This is a genomic window from Limnohabitans sp. TEGF003, from assembly GCF_055395455.1.
In genome coordinates, this window is record NZ_AP029225.1 from 2,541,294 (window position 1) to 2,562,026 (window position 20,733).

Below are 20,733 nucleotides of genomic sequence, written 5' to 3' on the forward strand. Positions count from 1 at the left end.
AAAACATAATCTGGAAGGATTCAGAAGGAAAAGTAATCAAAGTCTTAATACCCTCAGCTTTGACAAATTGCGCCTGCCGAAAGGCATGCAATCGAAGCACAGGGAACAAGACCATGAACAAAACCTTCCACAGCGTCTGGAACGCCAGCAAACAAGCCTATGTGGCCGCCGCCGAAACCGTCTCGGCCAGAGGCAAACCCAGCTCGGGCGTCAAAGTGGCCGCCGTCATGGCTAGCCTGATGGGCAGCTTGCTGGGCACCGTGGCCAACGCCCAGACCGCGCCACCGCCCCTTTCCAGCACGGCACTGCCCACCAGCGGCCAGCTCAGTGCAGGTCAAGCCAGCATCAGTCAAAGCGGTGCCCACATGGTGATCAACCAGAGCACCCAACGCGCCGCCATCAACTGGCAAACCTTCAACGTGGGCAAAGACGCGCATGTGCAATTCCAGCAGCCCAGTGCGGCCAGCGTCACCCTCAACCGCGTGATGAGTTCGGACCCCAGCCAGATCTTTGGCCGCATCACGGCCAACGGCCAGGTGGTGCTGACCAACCCGGCGGGCGTCTACTTTGGCAAGGATGCGCGGGTGGATGTGGGCGGTCTGGTGGCCACCACCCACGGCATGAGCGACGCCGACTTCATGGCCGGCAAGAGCCGGTTTGAGCGCAACGGCAGCAACGGCAGCGTGGTCAACGAAGGCGAGCTCAAGGCCGCACTGGGCGGCTACATCGCCCTGCTGGCACCCGAGGTACGCAACCAGGGCGCGGTGATTGCGCAGATGGGCACCGTGGCGCTGGCAGCCGGCGAAGCCATTGACCTGAAGTTTGACAGCAACAACCGCCTGACCAGCCTGCGCGTTGAGCCCAGCCAGATCGCGGCACTGGTGGAGAACAAGCACGCGGTGCAAGCGCCGGGCGGTCTGGTCATCATCAGCGCGCAGTCGATGGACAGGCTGGTGGGCGGCGTGGTCAAGAACTCGGGGCGCATCGAGGCCAATGGCCTGCAGCAGCAAGGCGGGCGCATTGTGCTCTCAGCCAGCACCAAGGTCGAAAACACGGGCAGCATCAGCGCCAACGCCACGGCAGATGGCCCGGCGGGCAAGGTGGAGATCAGCGCGCCTGAAGTGACCAACAGCGGCAGCATCGGCGCCACGGGCAACGCCGCCCACAGCGCCGGCAGCGTGCTGGTGCAGGCAACGAACTTCACGCAGACTGCGACCGGCAGCATCGACCTGAGCGCGCCCAGCCAGGGCGGGCAGCTCAAAATCGAAACCACCGGCAACGTGAGCCTGCAAGGCAGCGTGAACACACAAGCCACGCAGGACCGCACTCCGGAAGGCACTACAACACAAGGCGGGCAGCTCGACATCGCCGCACAAGGTGACATCGAGGTGAACAGCGCCACCCTGGACGCCAGCGGTGGCCAGGGCGGCAGCATCGCGCTGCGGGCCAAGGCGCCAAGCCAGCCGAGCAACCCCAACCCCCTGCCCGACGCTCCAGGCCAAGGACGTCTGGCCATCATGGGCCAGAGCACGCTCAGCACCCGCGGGCGCAGCAGCCAGGGTGGAAGCAGCACGCTGCTGGGCGACCACATCGAGCTGCTGGGCACCACCGCCATCGACGCCACAGGCGCTACCGGCGGCGGCAAAGTGCTGGTGGGCGGCGACTGGCAGGGCGGCAACGGGGTGTACCAGGCCACGACGGTCACCATGGCAGAGGGTGCGAATATCGACGCCAGCGCCACTGATCAGGGTAATGGCGGCAAGGTGGTGCTGTGGTCCACCGACGTCACCGACTTTGCTGGGCAGATCGCATCCAGAGGTGCCGGCCAGGGTGGCATTGGTGGCGACGCCGAAGTCTCGGGCAAGGCGCTGCTCAACTACACCGGCTTTGCCAACCTGTTAGGCAGTGAGGGAGGCCGGGCGGGCGAGTTGCTGCTGGACCCTTACAACCTGTACATCGTCTCGGGCACGGGCGGCTCAGTTTTGGCCGGCAGCGTCGATTCGCAGTTGGGCGTGTCTACGCTGGCCACGCAGTTATCGAGCGCCAGCGTCACCATCAGCACAGGCAGCTCTGGCTGGCAGGTGGGGAATGTGGGTTTGATGACAGCCCTCAACAGCTCATCCACCAACAACCTGACGATCAATGCGGCAGGCAATGTCGTGATTGCTGCCGACGTGAACATCGGCGGCAAGCTCACCATCAACACGGGTAACTACTACGACTTTGTGATGGGCACCAATGTATCCACTGCGAGCGGTGTCAACATCACAGCGCATGGCGGTTTTGAGAAAACCAACACCACCGGCACCAGCTACCTCACGGGCAGCATCACCACCACTGGCAATGCCATCACGCTCAACGGCGACATCCAGCTGGCCAACTTCAGCGGCGGCGACATTGGCCTGAACAGCAACGGCGGCACCATCACGCTCAACAGTGGCACCATCAGTCGCTACAACGCGACTTCGGGTGAATATGCCTTGCTGACGGCTTACCGTCTTTACCACAACCCCAGCGTCAGCACACTGGGCTCTGACATCCTCTTGACCTACACATCCGGCGCAGGGGTGTTTTTGGGTCAGCAAGGGATAGGCAGTACTCAATACCTACTCGTGGGCGGCGGTGGTGGAGGCGGTGGCACGGGGACATATTTCTTCTCAGCTGGCGGCGGTGGTGGTGGTCAAGTTGTTCAAGGAACATTGTCTGCATCGTGGGGCTCGTCCTATGACGTGGTGGTGGGCTATGGCGGTGCGGGGTCAAGTGACTACAGGTTTGCAGGCGGTATTGGTGGCACCAGTCGCCTAGGAGGTTTGACCGCACTCGGCGGCGGCGGCGGTGCCTCCGGTGATGCAACGAAAGCCTCCACAAGCGGAGTGGCTACAGCAGGTTTTACAGGTGGTGGCGGTGGTGGACACCTGAGTTACGACGCTGTTCAAAAAGGAGCCACCGGAACAGGCGGGGCAAACCACAAAGGCGGAGACGGCCTTAGTAGCGGGAATATCGAAAACGACCAACGCGGTGGCGGGGGTGGTGGCGCTGGTGGCGCTGGTCAGCCTGGGGCTATTTCGGGCAATGTGAACGGGCCTCACGCAAAAGGCGGTGTTGGCATCACATCAAGTATTACCGGTTCCACCGTCGCATATGGTGGTGGCGGTGGTGGCGGCAAAAGACGAAATTCCATAATGTGGAACATCTATGCCGGTGCAGGTACCGATGGTGGTGGTAACGGTGGTGCAAACGCGAATGGTTTCGATGGACTGGCAAACCGAGGCGGTGGCGGTGGCGGTGCGGCCAGTGAAGGCGGTGTCAAAAAAGGGGGGGACGGCGGCTCCGGCATCGTTGTAGTCCGCTACACCGTGGGCACCACCAGTTCCTTGGCAGGCAATTCTTTGGCCATCAACGCTGGATCTGGCGCTGTCTCCATGTCCTCCATTGCCTCCGGCTTGAGCAGTCTCGCGATCACGGTGGGTAGTGCGTCCACCGTGTCTGGAAAGATCTCAGGCAGCACCAGCTTCACGAAAAACGGCGTTGGCACGCTGGCACTGACCGAGAACAACTCCTACACAGGTACAAACACCATCACCGGCGGTACGCTGGTGCTGCAGAACAACGCGCCCAACCCTACAAACAAGACATTCAACGGAACGGGGGCTCTGCGCATTGAGCCATCTACCAGTTTTACCTCTGCGTTTTCAACGTCCGGTTGGGCGTTCCAGTCCAGCTTAAGTGGTTTGACGCTGGGCAAAGACGGCAACACCCAGGCCATCACGGTGGCCAGCGCCATCAGCATTGCCGGGCCCATTTCCATCTACGGCGGCAACATCACCCTGGATGGCGGCCTGACGGTCTCGGGCACCAACACCATCACCCTCAAAGGGAGCGGCACCGTCACTGACGGTGCCAGCGGTTTCGTGAACGCAGGAAACTTGTTGCTGTTGGGTGGTGCGGTCACGCTGGACAGCACCAGCAACGCCATCGGCACGCTGGCGGCCAGCGGCATCGGCAGCCTGACCTATGTGGACAGCGACGCGCTGACGATTGGCACCCTGGGCAGCACCATCGGCGTATCTGCCACGGGTGCGGTGAGCATCGGCACCCGCACGGGTGACCTGACGCTCTCTCGCAATGTGTCGACCACAGTCACCAGCAACACATCGGCGGTGGTGCTCAACGCAGGCATCACGACCAATGCAGGGACCAGCACGGGCGGCAACATCATCGTCAGTGGCACGCCCAGCGTGACCGTGGGCAGTGGCAGCCGCGCCACCCTGTACAGCGGCAGCATTACCGGCAGCACTGGCTTAGCCAATCTGAGCGGGCTGACGGCAGGCACCGGGCGCTTCCGCTACAACGCCGACGAAACCACCAACTTTGCCACGGCCCCCTGGACCAACCTGGGCACCGGCCTGTATGCGGTTTACCGCGAGCAACCCGCGGCCAGCCTGAGCAGCACCACGCTGACCATGACCTACGGCGACCTGCTGCCCAGCATCAGCGCCACGGGTCTGGTCAACGGCGATGTGTCCACCTACTCGATAACAGGTCGACTCAATTCCACCTCGGGCAACATCCGGGCCAGCGCAACGCCCTACACCATCAAAACCGACCTGATCGGCCTGGGCTACAGCGCGGCTTCGGGCACGGGCACATTGACGGTGAACAAAAAGACGCTGACATTGGTTGACTCCGCCGCTGCCAGCCGCGTGTACAGCGGCAACAGCACCGCCACCATCACCTCGGTGGGCAGCCTGGTGGGCAAGGTGGGCAGTGACGTGGTGACGGTCAGCAACACCGGTGCCACCTTTGACACCAAGGATGTCGCACCGGGCAAAACGGTGACGCTCAGCGGCATCACCTTGGGCAGCACCGACGCTGCCAACTACGCCATTGCCAGCACCGCCACCACGACGGCGAGCATCACGCCAAAGGCGCTGACGGTCACAGCCGTCAACGAAAGCAAAACGTACGATGGCGCGGCATTCAATGGGGGTAATGGCGTCACCTATGCAGGCTTCGCGGCCAGTGAAAATGAAAGTGTCCTCACCGGCACCATCGCCTACGGCGGCAACAGCCAGGGCGCTGTGGATGCTGGTGCGTATGCGATCACCCCCAGCGGTCTGAGCAGCATCAACTACAGCATCCAGTTCAAGGACGGGGTGCTGACGGTCAACCCCAAGCAATTGACGGTGACGGGATTGGTGGCTGAGGGCAAGGTCTATGACGGTACTGCCAACGCCAACATCACGAACTGGGGCGGCGTGAGCACGGGCGTGACGGTGGGGGGGGTGACTGAACAACTGACGCTGAACCACGGCACCGCGTCGTTTGCGAGCAAAAACGTGGCCTATGCATCGGGCGCAGTCACTGGCCAGACTGTGACCGCCACCGGCTACAGCGTGTCCAATGGCACCGCGAGTACAGGTTATTCCGCAGGCAAGGCCAGCAACTACGTGCTGACCAGTTCCTCGGCCACAACCACGGCCACCATCTCGCCACTGGCGCTGTCCATCAGCGGCGTGAGCATCAACGACAAGGTCTACGACGGCAATGCAACGGCCACCGTCAACGGCGGCAACATCAGCAAACTGGGCGCAGACGATGTGAACCTGGTGCGCACCGGCGCCGCCGGTACGTTTGCAGGTGGCGCTGACGTGGCGTATGACAGCGCCACCCCCGCCAATGTGACCACCAAGTCCGTCACAGTGAGCGGCTTCACGCTCTCTGGTGCCGACGCGGGCAACTACAGCGTGACCCAACCCACCGGCCTGAGCGCCACCATCACGCGAAAGACAGTCACACTCAATTCACTGAGCACTACCAGCAAGACCTACGACGGCACCACCAGCGCGCCCCTGTCAAGTACACCCACCTTGTCGGGTGTGGTACCGGGCGAGAGTCTGGGCGTCACAGGTACGGCAACCTATGCAAGTGCCGATGCGGGCGAAGGCATCCAGGTCAACGTCACCGGGCTGACCTTGGGCGATGTGGCAGGTGCAGGCGGCGGCAAGGCCAGCAACTACCTTTTGAGCAGCACCACCGCCACCACCACGGGCACGATCAACCGGAGGATGCTGACCATTACGGGACTGGCTGCTGAACCTAAAACCTACGACGGCACCACCAATGTGACGATCATGGGCTGGGGGTCGCTTGGTGCCGTAACAGGCAACTCCGAAAGCGGGCTGGTGGCTGGTGAAACGCTTGAACTCAACCATGGCACGGCTTCATTTTCTACAGCTGATGTATTACGTGATGGCAATGGCAATCCGATCGCCAAAACAGTAACGGCAATTGGTTATAGCCTGGCCGACAGTACGGGCAAGGCCAGCAACTACATGCTGAGCAACACTTCGGCAACGACAACGGCGACCATTTCGCCAGCCACATTGACAGTACGCGCCAACGACGATGCCAAGTTCGTGACGAAAAACGATCCGTCCTTCACCGTCAGCTATTCTGGTTTTGTGAATGGCGAAACGACCAGCATCTTCTCTGCACCCAACAGTGCGCCGGTGGTGGTGCGCTCAGGCGCAGGGACGGTTGAGCTTGCCGGCACTTATGCTGGCGCACTGACCATCTCCGGTGGAGCGGCCAACAATTACACGATCAGTCCCGTGGCGGGTTCTTTCACCATCGTGCCTGCAGGCCAATTGCTGGTGCGTGTGAGCAATGTGAAGAATGACTATGGCACCACCACCACTTATACAGTAAGCGAAGCCAAATATTTGAGCCTCAGCGACAACACCACCATCGTGGACTTGACCTCCAGTGTGGTGGCCTCAGGAATCAACAACAACTCGATTGCCCTGACCGATGGAAGTTCGGGCACAGCAAACTTCGATCTGGGGGCACTCAACCCAGTTTTGAGTTCTTCTGGCAAATTGAAAGTGGGAAGCTATCAGGTCGGCGCCAGCAGCATTTCAGAGACCAGCACCAACTTCAACAACACCATCAATGTGGTGGGCGCACACCAGGTGGATCCGAAACTGCTTACGCCCAGCGTGACCGCAGGCGCCACCAAAACCTATGACGGCGCCACCAACATTACGGGCTTGCAGGTATCGAGCTCGGACATCCTGAGCGGTGACAAGGTAACCATGACAACGGGCGGCGGTGTGTTCGACTCCCGTAATGCGGGTACTCGGGCCTACACCGTGAGAAATGTTGCATTGGCCGGTACCACCACCCCTAGCGTGGGCGATGACTCCGCCAACTACTACGTCAGCAATGGCACGATCACCGGCACGGGCAGTATCAGCAAGGCCGCGCTGACGCTGACGGCAGTAGCCGACACCAAGGTGTACGACGGCACAACGGCTTCCAGCAAGGCCGTGGGCGTGAGCGGCCTGGCGGCGAGCGACTCCATCAGCGGTCTGGTGCAGACCTTCGACAGCAAGAACGTGACGGCCACCACCGTGGCGGCTTCGGGCTACAAGGTCAATGACGGCAACGATGGCAACAACTACACCGTAACGTCCACCACGGCCACCGGCACCATCACCCCAGCCGCACTGACGCTTAGCGCCGTGTCGGACACCAAGGGCTATGACGGCACCACAGCTTCGAACAAGACGGTGCTGGTCAGCGGACTGGTGGCCGGCGACTCGATTACCACTCTGAAACAAGCGTTTGATACGAAGAATGCGGGCACAGGCGGCACCCGGTTGAATGTGGTCACTGGTGCCTCAGGCTATGTGATCAGCGATGGGAATTCAGGCAACAACTACAGCGTCACCCTGCAGGCGGCAGCTGGCACCATCACCCCGGCCTCGCTCATCGTCAGTGGCATCACGGCCAGTAACAAGACCTACGACGGAAACGTCACCGTCAATGGCATCAGCTATTCAGATGCCGCCAACCTGAAAGGTCTGATCGGCTCTGACGATGTGACGTTGGGCACGGTCACCGGCAGTTTTGTGAACAAGAACGCCGGTGTGGGCAAGACGGTCAACCTCAGCTACACCCTGGGTGGCACCGATCTGGGCAACTACCAGGAGACCCCCCAGACCACCACCACGGCCAACATCGACAAGCGCACACTGAATGTGTCGGCCTCGGGCGTGACCAAGGTCTATGACGGAACCACCGGCATGGGCAACGGCATCACGCTGTCGTCAGACAAGGTGGGTTCAGACGTCATCAATATCAGTGCCATCGGTGCGTTCAGCTCGGCCAACGTCGGCACCCAACTGGGCTACACGCTGACCGTCACCGGCATCACAGGCGCCGATGCCGGCAATTACAGCCTGGCGGGAGGCGGCACGTTCACTGTGGAAGCAGGCAGCGCCAATGGTGGCACCATTACCCAGCGCCCGCTGACTGTCACGGCCAACAACGCCCTCAAGACCTACGATGGACAAACTTGGTCGGGTGGCAATGGCTTGAGCTACAGCGGCGTGGCGGGCAATGCGGCCAGTGGTTTCGCCAGTGGCGAAGACGCCAGCGTTCTGACGGGCACAGTAACCTGGGGCGGCACGTCTCAGGGGGCACGCAACGCAGGCAGCTACTCACTTAGCGCCAGCGGCTACAACACCTCGGGCAACTATTCGTTCACCTATGTACCTGGCACGCTCACCATCAACCCGGCGGCGCTGACCCTGACGGCCGTGAGCGAGACCAAGGTGTACGACGCCACCAACACCTCGTTGGGCACGGTGTTGGTCAGCGGTTTGCAGGTGGGGGATAGCATTTCCAACCTGACGCAAGCTTTTGACAGCAAGGCGGTGGGAACGGGCGAGAGTCGCCTGAATGTAGTGTCGGGTGTCAACGGCTACGTGCTCAATGACGGCAACAGCGGTGCAAACTACAACGCCACCCTGGTGGCCGCCAGCGGCTCCATCAACCAACGCGCCATTGCCATTGGCGGTATCACCGCCAGCAGCAAGGAATACAACGGCCTCGATACTGCTACGGTCGACAAGACGGGCGCGACCGGCTGGATCGTGGGTGACGATTTCGTCGTCAACGCCACAGGCACTTTCAGCGACAAGCATGTCGGCACCAACAAGGTGGTGACGCTCACCAGCAATTACAGCGGCTCGGATGTGGGCAACTACCTCATCACCGATCAGGCCATCACAACGGCCGACATCACGGCCAAGCCCATCACCATCAGCGGCATCACGGCAGCGAACAAGGTGTACGACGGCGACAACATCGCCACTGTGAGCGTGAGCGGTGCGTCAGGCTGGATCGTGGGTGACAGCTTCAGCGTGCAAGCCAGCGGCAGCTTTGCCGACCGGCATGTCGGCACGGACAAAACCGTCAACCTGAACGTGAGTTACACCGGCGACGACATTGGTAACTACATCGTCACCGTGCCTGCAAGCACCACGGCCAACATCACGGCCAAGCCGGTGATTTTGTACGCGCCAACCGCCTCCAGAGACTACAACGGCCAAACCGGCTACACAGCCACCGATGCACAAATGGCTGTGCTGACCTCTGCCTTGGGCGTGGCAGGAGATTCGATCAGCGGTATCACGCTGACCTTTGACAACAAAAATGTTGGCGAAAATAAGCTGCTCACCGCCAGCAACCTTGTCATCAACGACGGCAACGGGGGCAACAACTACGCAGTAGAACTTGTCCACAACAGCCAAAGCAGCATCACCCGTCTGAGCTCGGTGTCGTGGACAGGACTCAGCACAAGCAATGCATGGTTCGACCCGCTCAACTGGTTTGGCGGCGCAGTGCCAGACCTGGCCAACGTGGCCACCGTCGTCATTCCTGAAGGCTTTACGGCTGACTTCAACACGACAGGCAGCTACCCAGCCGGTGTGGTGAGCAACCAGCCCGTGAGCTTGCTGGGCCTGCAAGGCGCGGGAACGCTGAGCATGACCGCAGGCGATTTGAATTTGGGCAACAACGGTGCTGCGCTGGCTGGTTTTGCCCAGACAGGTGGAAGCGTGACCAGCACGGGTAGCCTGAGCTTTACCGACAGCTTCAGTCAGACGGGCGGTACGCTGAGCACGAGCGGGACCACCGCACACATCACCATCAGCCAGATGACAGGGCCAGTGATCGAGTCGACCGTTGGCACTGGTGCCGATCAAGCGACTGTTTTCACCAAAACAGCGGGGCCGCTGAGCTGGGCCAACATCAGCTCGGGCGGCAATTTGACGGTCACTGCATCCAAAATTGATTTTGGTCTGACCACGGTCGATGGAAACCTTTTGAGCACCACCACAGGCACAGGCTCTGCAGGTGGTGTGAGCCAGAGGGGTCCGGTGGTGGTCAAAGGCGGTGCGCAATTCGTGGCCGACACCGGTACTGGCCAGGACGCGGTATTGCTCGCAATCAATGACTTCCGCGGGGTGCTTTCGTTCAACAAGGCCAATGGTGGCAGTTGGCGGCATGCCTCGGCGAAGAACACCGGCTCCTTGACGCTGGGCAACGTGGATACGGAAGGCGACTTCAAGGTGGATACGGGCGGCAATGTGCTTCAAGACAAGACCTCCCCGAACAAGATCGTGGTGGGTGGCCAGACCGATCTGACAGCCATTGGCGACATCACGCTCGATGGTCCGACCAACGACTTCAAGGGTACGGTCAACGCCGACGGCAAAGATGTCACGCTCAGAGATGAAAACAGCATCACCCTGGGCAATGTGAACACCGATGAGGACCTCAAGGTCACCGCCGGTGGCGACATCAGCCAGGACAAGACTTCGCCGAACAAGATCGTGGTGGGTGGCAAGACCGACCTGACAGCCGGTGGCGACATCACGCTCGATGGCCCGACCAACGACTTCAAGGGCTCGGTCAATGCCGATGGCAAAGATGTCACGCTCAGAGATGAAAACAGCATTACCCTGGGCAATGTGAACACCGATGAGGACCTCAAGGTCACCGCCGGTGGCGACATCAGCCAGGACAAGACTTCGCCGAACAAGATCGTGGTGGGTGGCAAGACCGACCTGACAGCCGGTGGCGACATCACGCTCGATGGCCCGACCAACGACTTCAAGGGCTCGGTCAATGCCGATGGCAAAGATGTCACGCTCAGAGATAAAAACAGCATTACCCTGGGCAATGTGAACACCGATGAGGACCTCAAGGTCACCGCCGGTGGCGACATCAGCCAGGACAAGATTGCACCGAACAAGATCGTCGTGGCAGGCCAGACCGACCTGACAGCCATTGGCGACATCACGCTCGATGGCCCGACCAACGACTTCAAGGGTAGCGTCAACGCTGATGGCCAAAACGTCACACTCAGCGATGTCAACGACATCACTCTGGGCGGTATTCAAGTTCAAGAAGATTTTGAAACCCGTTCGGGCAGGAGCATGACTCAGGACTCTGCTGGCGGTAAGAAAATATTGGTCGAAGGCAAGACACGCCTCACCGCTGGTGGATCGATTGTTCTCGACGGCAAGGACAACAAATTCAAAAAGGGCGTCACGGTCTCTGCAGCCAGTTATCGGATTGTGGGCGATTCCCGCAAGGATGTGGAAGAGGCACAGGGCAAAGTTCTGAGCACGTTGGCAAGGCCAGCCATGCCCGCAGGCTCACCCCTGTCAAGTACACAGCCATCTCAACCGCTGGTCATGTCAACATCGACTACCGGCTCAAGCTCCGGTGCTTCCAGTGCTCCTGCCAATGCCAACAGCGCAGGTGTCACGGTTGATCTGCAAAACACCAGCCAGCAAGGCACCCCCTTGATGGTGGCGGTTTCTCTTCCTAAAGGTGCCTCCACTGTTGGTACAGGCTTCAGCTTCGAATTACCAGAAACCGTGAAGTCGATGGCAACTCCGAACACGGCGCTGCAAATAACGCAGACCGATGGCAGCCCCTTGCCTACTTGGCTGAAGTTCGATCAAGGCGCAATGCGCTTTGAAGCGACGGCTGTGCCCGACAGCGCGCTCCCGATGCAGCTTGTAGCTTTGGTGGCAGGTCAGCGCGTGACGGTGGTGATTTCTGAGCGGACGGAGTAGATCAGTCCTAATTGATCATGCGCTCTCATCCCTTGCATTGGGAGGCAACAGACATGGACCCCCGATCAAGTCGGGGGTGACGAATGAGAGGTCAGGGGTGACGAACAGTAGGTCGGGGGTAACGAATAATAGGTCAGCGGTAACGAATAATAGGTCGGGGGTAACGAATGGTAGATCATGGGTGACAAGTGTTTGTCATACCCGCGCATGCGGGTATCCGTTGCCCACAGTGTACTTTTGGCATAGCTGTACCTGAACTTCAATCTCGTCCCTGCCGCGAGGCCTTGATCTTCGACTGCAACGCCTTGCCCTCCAGCCTTCTTTGCACCGAGCCATAAGTGGGCTTGGTCGCCTTGCGGGGTTTGGGGGGCTTGGCGTATTGGTCCAGCGTTTCATACAGCCGTGCCCAGGCATCCACCCGGTTGGCTTCTTGGGTGCGGTGGCGCTGGGCCTTGAGGATGAACACACCTTCCTGCGTCAAGCGGCTGTCACCCGACTGCAGCCAACGCTGCTTGACGTCGTCGGGCAAAGATGAGCCTGCCACATCAAAGCGCAGCTGGATGGCGCTGGAGACTTTGTTGACGTTTTGGCCGCCAGGGCCTTGCGCCCGGATGGCACTCATCTCCACTTCAGCGTCGTCGATGTGCAGGGCGTGTTTCATGTTGCAGTCTTATCTCTGTAGGAGGTCGCTCCTGCGGCCGAAAATATTTTTTTGTAAGACCATCAATCGCGAGCGGGGGCTCGCTCCTACCGAGATACAGCCACCCAAGGTACGCTGGCACTTACTGCAGCGGACCCTTGAGGTTTTCAGGAATGGGCAAGGGCATGACCTCGATACCCTCTTCCAGCAAAGCCTCAGTTTCTTCGCGGGTGGCTTGGCCCCGGATGTTGCGCTCTTCGCGTTCGCCGTAATGGATTTTGCGGGCCTCTTCGGCAAACTTGGGGCCGACATCTTCGGTGTTGGCCATAACATGGCGGACCATGTTCATCATGGCCACATGCATTTGCTGCAAAGTGTCGGGGGCCAACGCAAGATCTGCGCTTGCGGGGCTCTCGCCTTGGGGAGCAGGCACCGCTGAGGCCTGGGCACTGGCTGCAGCATCACCCGAGTTTGCGGATGCATCCGGGGACACGCCGTGTCCCAGATTCAAGCGTGGTGCCGAGAGCATTTTGACAATCTCGCTATCGTTGCACACCGGGCACGTGACCAAGCCCCGCGCGCGCTGCGCGTCGTAGTCGTCTTGCGAGCCAAACCAGCCTTCAAAGCTGTGGCCCTGCGAACATTGAAGGTCGAGGACTTTCATGGGCGGTGTGTTTCAGGGCAAGGATTGCCAAGTCAGCGGCCAATGGCCTGACAGGGTATTTTGCAACCAAAGCGCACCGGTGAGGGTTTTGGCATCGGTGACTTGCCCGTCCCGGCACCAGGCCATCAACTGCGCGGGCGTGGCGGTGAACACGTCCAGAAACTCTTCGGCATCGAGTTGCCGTTCGCCCAGGCTCAGGTCTTTGGCAAACCAGATCTCGATCACCTCGGTCGAGTAAGCAATCACCGGGTGCAAAACCCCTGCCCTCGCCCACTGACGCGCGCTGTAGCCGGTTTCTTCAAGCAGCTCGCGCTGGGCACACAACCACGGGTCTTCACCCGCATCGAGCTTGCCAGCGGGGAACTCGATCATGACTAGCCCCACCGGGTAACGGTATTGGCGCTCCAGCACCAAGCGCATGCCCTCGGGTGTGTCCAGCATGGGGATGACCATCACCGCACCGGGGTGGACCACATATTCACGCGTGGCCAAGGCCTGGTTGGGCAGGCGCACCGTGTCGCGAAAGGCGTGGAGGAAATGGCCGTGCAGCAACTCTTGCTGGCTGACCTTGTGCTCGATCAGATGATCGTCAGACATGCGTGTGTGCAGACCGGCAGGCGTTCAATGCTTGCGGTGCATCAGGTAGCGGTAGACAAAACCCGGAAAGGCCAGCGTCACAAACATGGTGCCGGTGACCGCGAAAAACTCCCAGCCTTGGGGGGCGATCTGACCGCTGTGATTTTCAAGTGCCAGGCCGATGCCGCCGACCACAAAGTACAGCACCACCAATTCGGCCAAGCGCCAATGCAATGGTTTGGAGCTGCGCTGCGGCCCCACCAAAAAAATACGCTGATTGGCAAACGGCAAATTGGCAGCCAGCAAAGCCAACACCACCAAAAAACCGATTTGCGCAGAAACAGACATGCGGCACCGATCAGATGGCCAGCATGCTGGCCACAGCGTTGGCACACAGGGCCATCAAAGCGCCCGGCACGATGCCCAGCACCAAGACCAGCAAACCATTGACCGACAAGACCACACGCACATCGGTGGTGGCCGAGACGGTGGTGGCCGTCACTGGCTCGTCAAAGTACATGACCTTGACCACGCGCAGGTAATAGAAGGCACCGATCAGGGACATGATGACCGCAAAGATCGCCAAGCCCATGTAGAAACCCTGACCCGAGACGATGAGCGACTGCAACACCGACAGCTTGGCATAGAAGCCGACCATCGGCGGGATGCCCGCCATCGAGAACAGACAGATCGCCATCACGCCCGCGTACAAGGGGCTGCGTTGGTTCAAACCGGCCAGGTCGGTGATTTCTTCGCTCTCAAAACCTTGACGCGCCAGCAACATGATCACGCCGAAGGCCGCCAAAGTGGTCAGCACATAAGACACCGTGTAGAACATGGCCGAGCTGTAGGCATTGGCCGCCAGAGTGGTTTGGCCGTTGATGACACCGGCCACAAAACCCAACAACACAAAACCCATCTGCGCAATGGTCGAGTAGGCCAGCATGCGCTTGAGGTTGGTCTGGGCAATGGCGGCCAGGTTACCGACCAGCAAAGAGCCAATGGCCAACAGCGACAACATTTGCTGCCAATCAAATGCCAAAGGCAACAAGCCTTCGACAAGCAAACGCATCATGATGGCGAATGCGGCCAACTTGGGTGCGCCACCGATCATCAGGGTGATGGCCGTGGGTGCGCCTTGGTAGACGTCAGGGATCCACATGTGGAAAGGCACCGCACCGATCTTGAAAGCCAGACCGGCCACAATGAACACCAGACCGAACACCAGCACCTGGTGGTTGACCTGACCTGTGGCAATTGCCTTGAGCACCTCAGACAACTCCAGGCTGCCCGTCGCGCCGTACATCATGGACATGCCGTACAGCAAGAAGCCCGAAGCCATGGCACCCAGCACAAAGTACTTCATGGCCGCTTCGGTCGCTTGCGTGTGGTCACGGCGCAGGGCCACCAGGGCGTAGCTGGACAGTGTCAGCAGCTCCAGGCCCAGGTAAATCACGATGAAGTTCTGACCCGAGATCATGAAACTCATGCCCAGCAAGGCAAACAGGCTCAGGCTGAACAGCTCGCCGCCACGCAGCATGTCGCGGTCGGCTGCATAAGGACGCGAATAAACCAGGGTCACCATCACGGCGATGGTGGCAAAGCACTTGAGCCAGTGGCCCATGGGATCGCTCACCACCAGACGGCCAAAGCCGTACAGCGTCTGCCCGGCATCGGCATACATGGCGTGCAGCCAGGCCACACCGCCCAAAGACAACAAGGTCAGCACATAGGTGGCGGTGCGCTTGGGGCTTTTCACGAAGAGGTCGGCCAGCGCGATCACGCAAGCCATGACCAGCAACACGATCTCGGGGTAAACCGTCATCCAGCTGGAGTTGTCCATCATCTGTGTTCTCTCAATTTTCTAATCAGGCGAAACGTTCAATGCCCGCTGCTCAAGGCAGCTTGGACAAGGCCACGTGTTTGAGCAAGTCGGCCACCGAAGTGTCCATCACGTCGGTGAAAGGCTTGGGGTAGACACCCATGTAGAGCACGGCGGCCGCCAGCAAGGCCAGCATCAGGAATTCGCGGCCATTGATGTCGGTCAGTTCCTTGACATCGTTGTTGGCCACAGGCCCCAGGTAAACGCGCTTGAACATCCACAAGGTGTAAGCAGCGCCAAAGATCAGGGCCGAAGCCGACAGCAAGCCGATCCAGAAGTTGAACTTGACGGCACCCAGAATCACCATCCACTCGCCCACAAAACCAGCTGTGCCGGGCAAGCCGCAGTTGGCCATGGCAAAGAACAGGGCAAAAGCTGCAAACTTGGGCATGGTGTTGACCACACCGCCATAGCTGGCGATTTCACGCGAGTGCACGCGGTCGTACAACACGCCAATCGACAGGAACATGGCGGCCGACACGAAGCCGTGCGCAATCATCTGCACGATACCGCCGGACACGCCCAGTGGGTTGAAGATGAAAAAGCCCAGGGTCACAAAACCCATGTGCGCCACCGACGAGTAAGCCACCAGCTTCTTCATGTCCTGCTGCACCATGGCCACCAGGCCCACATAGACCACAGCCACCAACGACAAGATGATGATGAACATGCCCCACTCGCGTGCGGCGTCGGGTGCGATGGGCATCGAGAAGCGCAGGAAACCATAAGCACCGAGCTTGAGCATGATGGCCGCCAGCACGGCCGAGCCACCTGTCGGCGCTTCCACGTGCACATCTGGCAGCCAGGTGTGCACTGGCCACATGGGCACCTTGACGGCAAAAGCCGCAAAGAAAGCGAAGAACAGCAAGGTTTGGACCGAGCCGGACAGCGGCAATTTGTGCCAGGTCAGGATGTCGAAGCTGCCGTTCGAAGCGGTGTACAGATAAACCAGTGCGATCAGCATCAACAATGAGCCGAGCAAGGTGTAGAGGAAGAACTTGAAAGCGGCATAGATCTTGTTCGGGCCACCCCAGATACCGATGATCAGGTACATCGGGATCAGCGTGGCTTCGAAGAAGACATAGAACAAGATGCCGTCGAGCGCAGTGAACACGCCGATCATCAGACCCGACAGGATCATGAAGGCAGCCATGTACTGGTTGACTTTGCGGGTGATGACTTCCCAGCCCGCAATCACCACGATCACGTTGATGAACGCAGTGAGCAAGACCAGCCACAGCGAAATACCGTCCACGCCCAGGTGGTAGTGCACATTGAAGCGCTCAATCCACGAGGCCTTTTCGACAAATTGCATGGCCGAAGTACCGAGCTGAAAGCCCGCGTACAGCGGCAGCGTGACCAGAAAACTGGCGATCGAGCCGACCAGCGCCAACCAGCGCACGGCGCGGGCTTGGCTGTCACGACCGAGGGCCAGCAAGACGATGCCAAAAGCAATCGGCATCCAGATGGCAAGGCTTAACAATCCCATTTTTATCTTGTCCTCAAAACCGTTAAGCGAGCCAGACGAAATACGTCATCAGCACGAACACACCCAAAATCATGACCAGGGCATAGTGGTACAGGAAGCCCGACTGGAACCAGCGCACCATGCCAGAGACCAAGCCGACGACTTTCCAGGAACCGTTGACGACCAAGCCGTCGATGATGGCGCGGTCGCCCACCTTCCACAGGCCCAGGCCCAGGCCGCGAGCGCCCTTGGCCAGAATGTTCTCGTTGATCCAATCCATGAAGTACTTGTTCTCCATGACCACGATCAGCGGACGCAAGGCACGGGCAAAGAATGCCGGGACCTTGGGGTTGACCAGGTACATGTACCAGGCGGTCACCACGCCGGCCAGAGCCAGCCAGAACGGTGCCGTGCTCAAGCCATGCAGCGCCATGGCCACAGGGCCGTGGAACAGCTCACCCAATTGCGTCATCGCAGGGTGCTTGGCTGCGTCCACAAAGATCACGTCTTTGAAGAAGTCGCCATACAGCATGGGCTGGATGGTCATGAAACCAATCACCACCGAAGGAATGGCCAGCAAGACCAGCGGCACCGTGACCACCCAAGGCGACTCGTGGGGTTTGTCATGGCCATGGTCATCGTGACCGTGGTGGTCATCGTGGTGCGCATCCGGGTTCTGGTCGTAACGCTCAGGGCCATGGAAGACCAGGAAATACATGCGGAACGAATAGAAGGCGGTGACGAACACACCGGCCAGTACTGCAAAGTTGGCAAAGCCAGCGGCAGGCAAGGTGCTCAGGTGCACGGCTTCGATGATGCTGTCCTTGGAATAAAAACCCGAGAAAAGCGGCGTGCCGATCAGCGCCAGCGAGCCCAACAACGACGTGATCCAGGTGATGGGCATGTACTTGCGCACGCCGCCCATCCAGCGGATGTCCTGGTTGTGGTGCATGCCCATGATGACGGAGCCTGCACCCAAGAACAGCAGCGCCTTGAAGAACGCGTGCGTCATCAGGTGGAACACCGCCACCGAGTAGGCCGATGCGCCCAAAGCGACGGTCATGTAACCGAGCTGCGACAAAGTGGAATAAGCCACCACACGCTTGATGTCGTTCTGGATGATGCCCAAAAAGCCCATGAACAAGGCCGTGATCGAGCCGATCACCATGATGAAGTTGAGGGCCGCATCGGACAACTCAAACAACGGCGACATGCGGGCCACCATGAAGATACCAGCCGTCACCATGGTGGCGGCGTGGATCAGGGCGGAAATCGGGGTCGGGCCTTCCATGGAGTCAGGCAACCACACATGCAGCGGAAACTGCGCCGACTTGCCCATGGCGCCAATGAACAGGCAGATGCAGATCACAGTGATCAACATGCCGTCCAGACCGAACACGTACCAAGGGAAGTTGATCGCGGCCAGCTCGTTGGCCTTGGCAAACAACTCGGTGTAGTTGAGCGTACCGGTGTAGGCCACGATCAATCCGATGCCGAGGATGAAACCGAAGTCACCCACACGGTTGACCAAAAAGGCCTTCATGTTGGCAAAAATCGCTGTTGGCTTGTTGTACCAAAAACCGATCAGCAAATACGACACCAGACCCACAGCTTCCCAGCCGAAGAACAGCTGCAGCAGGTTGTTGCTCATGACGAGCATCAACATGGAGAAGGTGAACAGCGAGATGTAAGCGAAGAAGCGGTTGTAGCCTTCGTCTTCTTCCATGTAGCCAATGGTGTAAATGTGCACCATCAGCGACACAAAAGTCACCACACACATCATCATGGCGGTGATGCCGTCGACCAGAAAGCCGACTTCCATCTTCAGGCCACCCACCACCATCCAGGTGTAGAGGGTCTCGTTGAAACGGGCACCGTCGATGACGTTCTTGAGCGTCATGGCCGACAGGATGAAGGCCACCAGCACACCCAAAATGGTCAGGGTGTGAGACAGGCGACGGCCGATCCAGTTGCCACCAAATTGGGTGCCGAGAACACCGGCCAGCACCGAGCCCACCAGAGGGGCCAGCGGCACAGCCAGCAGCATGCTTGCGTTGAGGGTTTGACTCATATTCTTGTTAACCCTTGAGCGAATTGAGTTCGTCCACGTTGATGTTGTTCTTGTTACGGAACAACAGCACCAGGATGGCCAGACCAATGGCCGATTCGGCCGCAGCCACCGTGAGGATGAAGAACACGAACACTTGGCCGTGCATGTCACCCAGGTAGTGAGAGAACGCCACAAAGTTCATGTTCACGGCCAGCAGCATCAGCTCGATGGCCATGAGCAAAACGATCAGGTTCTTGCGGTTCAGAAAAATGCCGATCACGGCCAATGCGAACAGCATCGCGCCGAGCGACAGGAAGTGTCCCAGGGTCAGTGTCATCATTTGCTTTCCTCCGCAGCCGCTACAACAGGGGCAGGCGCTGCTTGGGTCGGTGCCATCTTGACCACTTGCATGCGGTCAGCCGCACGCACCCGGACCTGGATGGACGGGTCGATCGCCTTGCTGTCCTTGCGCTCACGCAGGGTCAAGGCAATCGCGGCAATCATCGCCACCAACAAAATGGCCGCCGCAATCTGGATCGGCATCAGGTACTCGGTGTAGAGCAGGATGCCCAGGGCCTTGGCGTTGTCCACGGGCACCGCACCCGTGGCCATGGCAGGCGCTTCGGACAGACGGAAACCGGACAACAACACAGCGGCCATCTCAAGGGCAACGATGGCCCCCAGGGTGGCTGCGAGCGGGAAGTTTTTCCAGAAGCCCCTGCGCACGGTGTCGATGTGGATGTCCAGCATCATCACCACAAACAGGAAGAGCACCATCACCGCGCCCAGGTACACCAGCACCAGCAAGATGGCCAGGAATTCGGCATGGAGCAGGAACCACACAGCGGATGCTTGCGAGAAAGCCAGCATGAGGAACAGCACCGCATGCACGGGGTTGCGTGCGGTGACCACCCGGAAGGCTGCAAACAGCAGCACCACCGAGAAGAGGTAGAAGAAACCGGTCTTGACGTCCATAGGTCTGTCTTTTTAAGTGTTCAGGACTGGGCAGCGTTCAACGGTAAGGAGCGTCAGCAGCTTTGGCCGCAGCGATCTCTTTTTCGTAACGGTCGCCCACGGCCAGCAACATGTCCTTGGTGAAGTACAGGTCACCGCGTTTTTCGCCGTGGTATTCAAAAATGTGCGTCTCGACAATCGAATCGACCGGGCAGCTTTCTTCGCAAAAGCCGCAGAAGATGCACTTGGTCAGGTCGATGTCGTAGCGTGTGGTGCGGCGTGAACCGTCTTCGCGCTGGCCCGCTTCGATGGTGATGGCCATCGCGGGACACACGGCTTCGCACAGTTTGCACGCGATGCAGCGCTCTTCACCGTTGTCGTAGCGGCGCAGGGCGTGCAGGCCACGGAAACGTGGCGACAGCGGGGTTTTTTCTTCGGGGAACTGCACCGTCACCTTGCGGGCGAAGGCGTAGCGTCCGGTCAGGGCCATGCCCTTGAACAACTCCACGAGCATGAAGCTCTTGAGGAAGTCCTTGATCGAGAAATTGGAAGCAGTCATT

At 59.5% G+C, this 20,733-nt stretch carries 11 protein-coding genes; 1 reads left to right on the top strand and 10 read right to left on the bottom strand.

Annotated features, from left to right (window positions below; genetic code table 11):
• Positions 1–113: 113 nt before the first annotated feature.
• Positions 114–11,939 (top strand): YDG domain-containing protein, encoded by an 11,826-nt coding sequence (locus ACZ5RT_RS12110; RefSeq protein WP_464452626.1) that lies wholly within the window; start codon positions 114–116, stop codon positions 11,937–11,939.
• A 259-nt stretch (positions 11,940–12,198) separates the two neighbouring features.
• Here the strand turns inward: ACZ5RT_RS12110 and arfB are convergent, their stop codons facing one another.
• The 10 genes from arfB to nuoI all read right to left on the bottom strand — a co-directional run bounded on the left by arfB (position 12,199) and on the right by nuoI (position 20,732).
• The gene (gene arfB / locus ACZ5RT_RS12115) at positions 12,199–12,600 is read right to left on the bottom strand and encodes an alternative ribosome rescue aminoacyl-tRNA hydrolase ArfB (protein ID WP_464452627.1); all 402 of its coding nucleotides are present in this window, start codon (positions 12,598–12,600) and stop codon (positions 12,199–12,201) included.
• A 121-nt stretch (positions 12,601–12,721) separates the two neighbouring features.
• Complete coding sequence (locus tag ACZ5RT_RS12120) at positions 12,722–13,243, bottom strand: DUF1178 family protein (protein ID WP_464452628.1); 522 nt, start codon at positions 13,241–13,243, stop codon at positions 12,722–12,724.
• A gap of 12 nt (positions 13,244–13,255) precedes the next feature.
• Positions 13,256–13,840 carry an NUDIX domain-containing protein gene (locus tag ACZ5RT_RS12125; protein ID WP_291927031.1) on the bottom strand — a complete coding sequence of 195 codons (585 nt, stop codon included), beginning with the start codon at positions 13,838–13,840 and terminating at the stop codon, positions 13,256–13,258.
• A gap of 24 nt (positions 13,841–13,864) precedes the next feature.
• Entirely contained in the window at positions 13,865–14,167 is a 303-nt protein-coding gene (locus ACZ5RT_RS12130) for a DUF2818 family protein (RefSeq protein ID WP_464452629.1), read from the bottom strand.
• A 10-nt stretch (positions 14,168–14,177) separates the two neighbouring features.
• Entirely contained in the window at positions 14,178–15,665 is a 1,488-nt protein-coding gene (nuoN, locus tag ACZ5RT_RS12135; RefSeq protein ID WP_291927026.1) for an NADH-quinone oxidoreductase subunit NuoN, read from the bottom strand.
• Between the two features lie 49 nt (positions 15,666–15,714).
• Positions 15,715–17,190 (bottom strand): NADH-quinone oxidoreductase subunit M, encoded by a 1,476-nt coding sequence (locus ACZ5RT_RS12140; protein ID WP_464452630.1) that lies wholly within the window; start codon positions 17,188–17,190, stop codon positions 15,715–15,717.
• A 22-nt stretch (positions 17,191–17,212) separates the two neighbouring features.
• On the bottom strand, positions 17,213–19,240 hold the full coding sequence (gene nuoL, locus ACZ5RT_RS12145; protein ID WP_464452631.1) for an NADH-quinone oxidoreductase subunit L: 2,028 nt from the start codon (positions 19,238–19,240) through the stop codon (positions 17,213–17,215).
• A 7-nt stretch (positions 19,241–19,247) separates the two neighbouring features.
• Positions 19,248–19,556 carry an NADH-quinone oxidoreductase subunit NuoK gene (gene nuoK / locus ACZ5RT_RS12150; RefSeq protein WP_100119811.1) on the bottom strand — a complete coding sequence of 103 codons (309 nt, stop codon included), beginning with the start codon at positions 19,554–19,556 and terminating at the stop codon, positions 19,248–19,250.
• On the bottom strand, positions 19,556–20,194 hold the full coding sequence (locus ACZ5RT_RS12155; protein WP_108426638.1) for an NADH-quinone oxidoreductase subunit J: 639 nt from the start codon (positions 20,192–20,194) through the stop codon (positions 19,556–19,558). Before ACZ5RT_RS12155 ends, nuoK begins: the two co-directional genes overlap by 1 nt.
• A gap of 37 nt (positions 20,195–20,231) precedes the next feature.
• A complete protein-coding gene (gene nuoI, locus ACZ5RT_RS12160; RefSeq protein ID WP_369907564.1) occupies positions 20,232–20,732 on the bottom strand; it encodes an NADH-quinone oxidoreductase subunit NuoI in 501 nt (166 codons plus the stop codon).
• Between the last annotated feature and the right edge of the window lies 1 nt (position 20,733).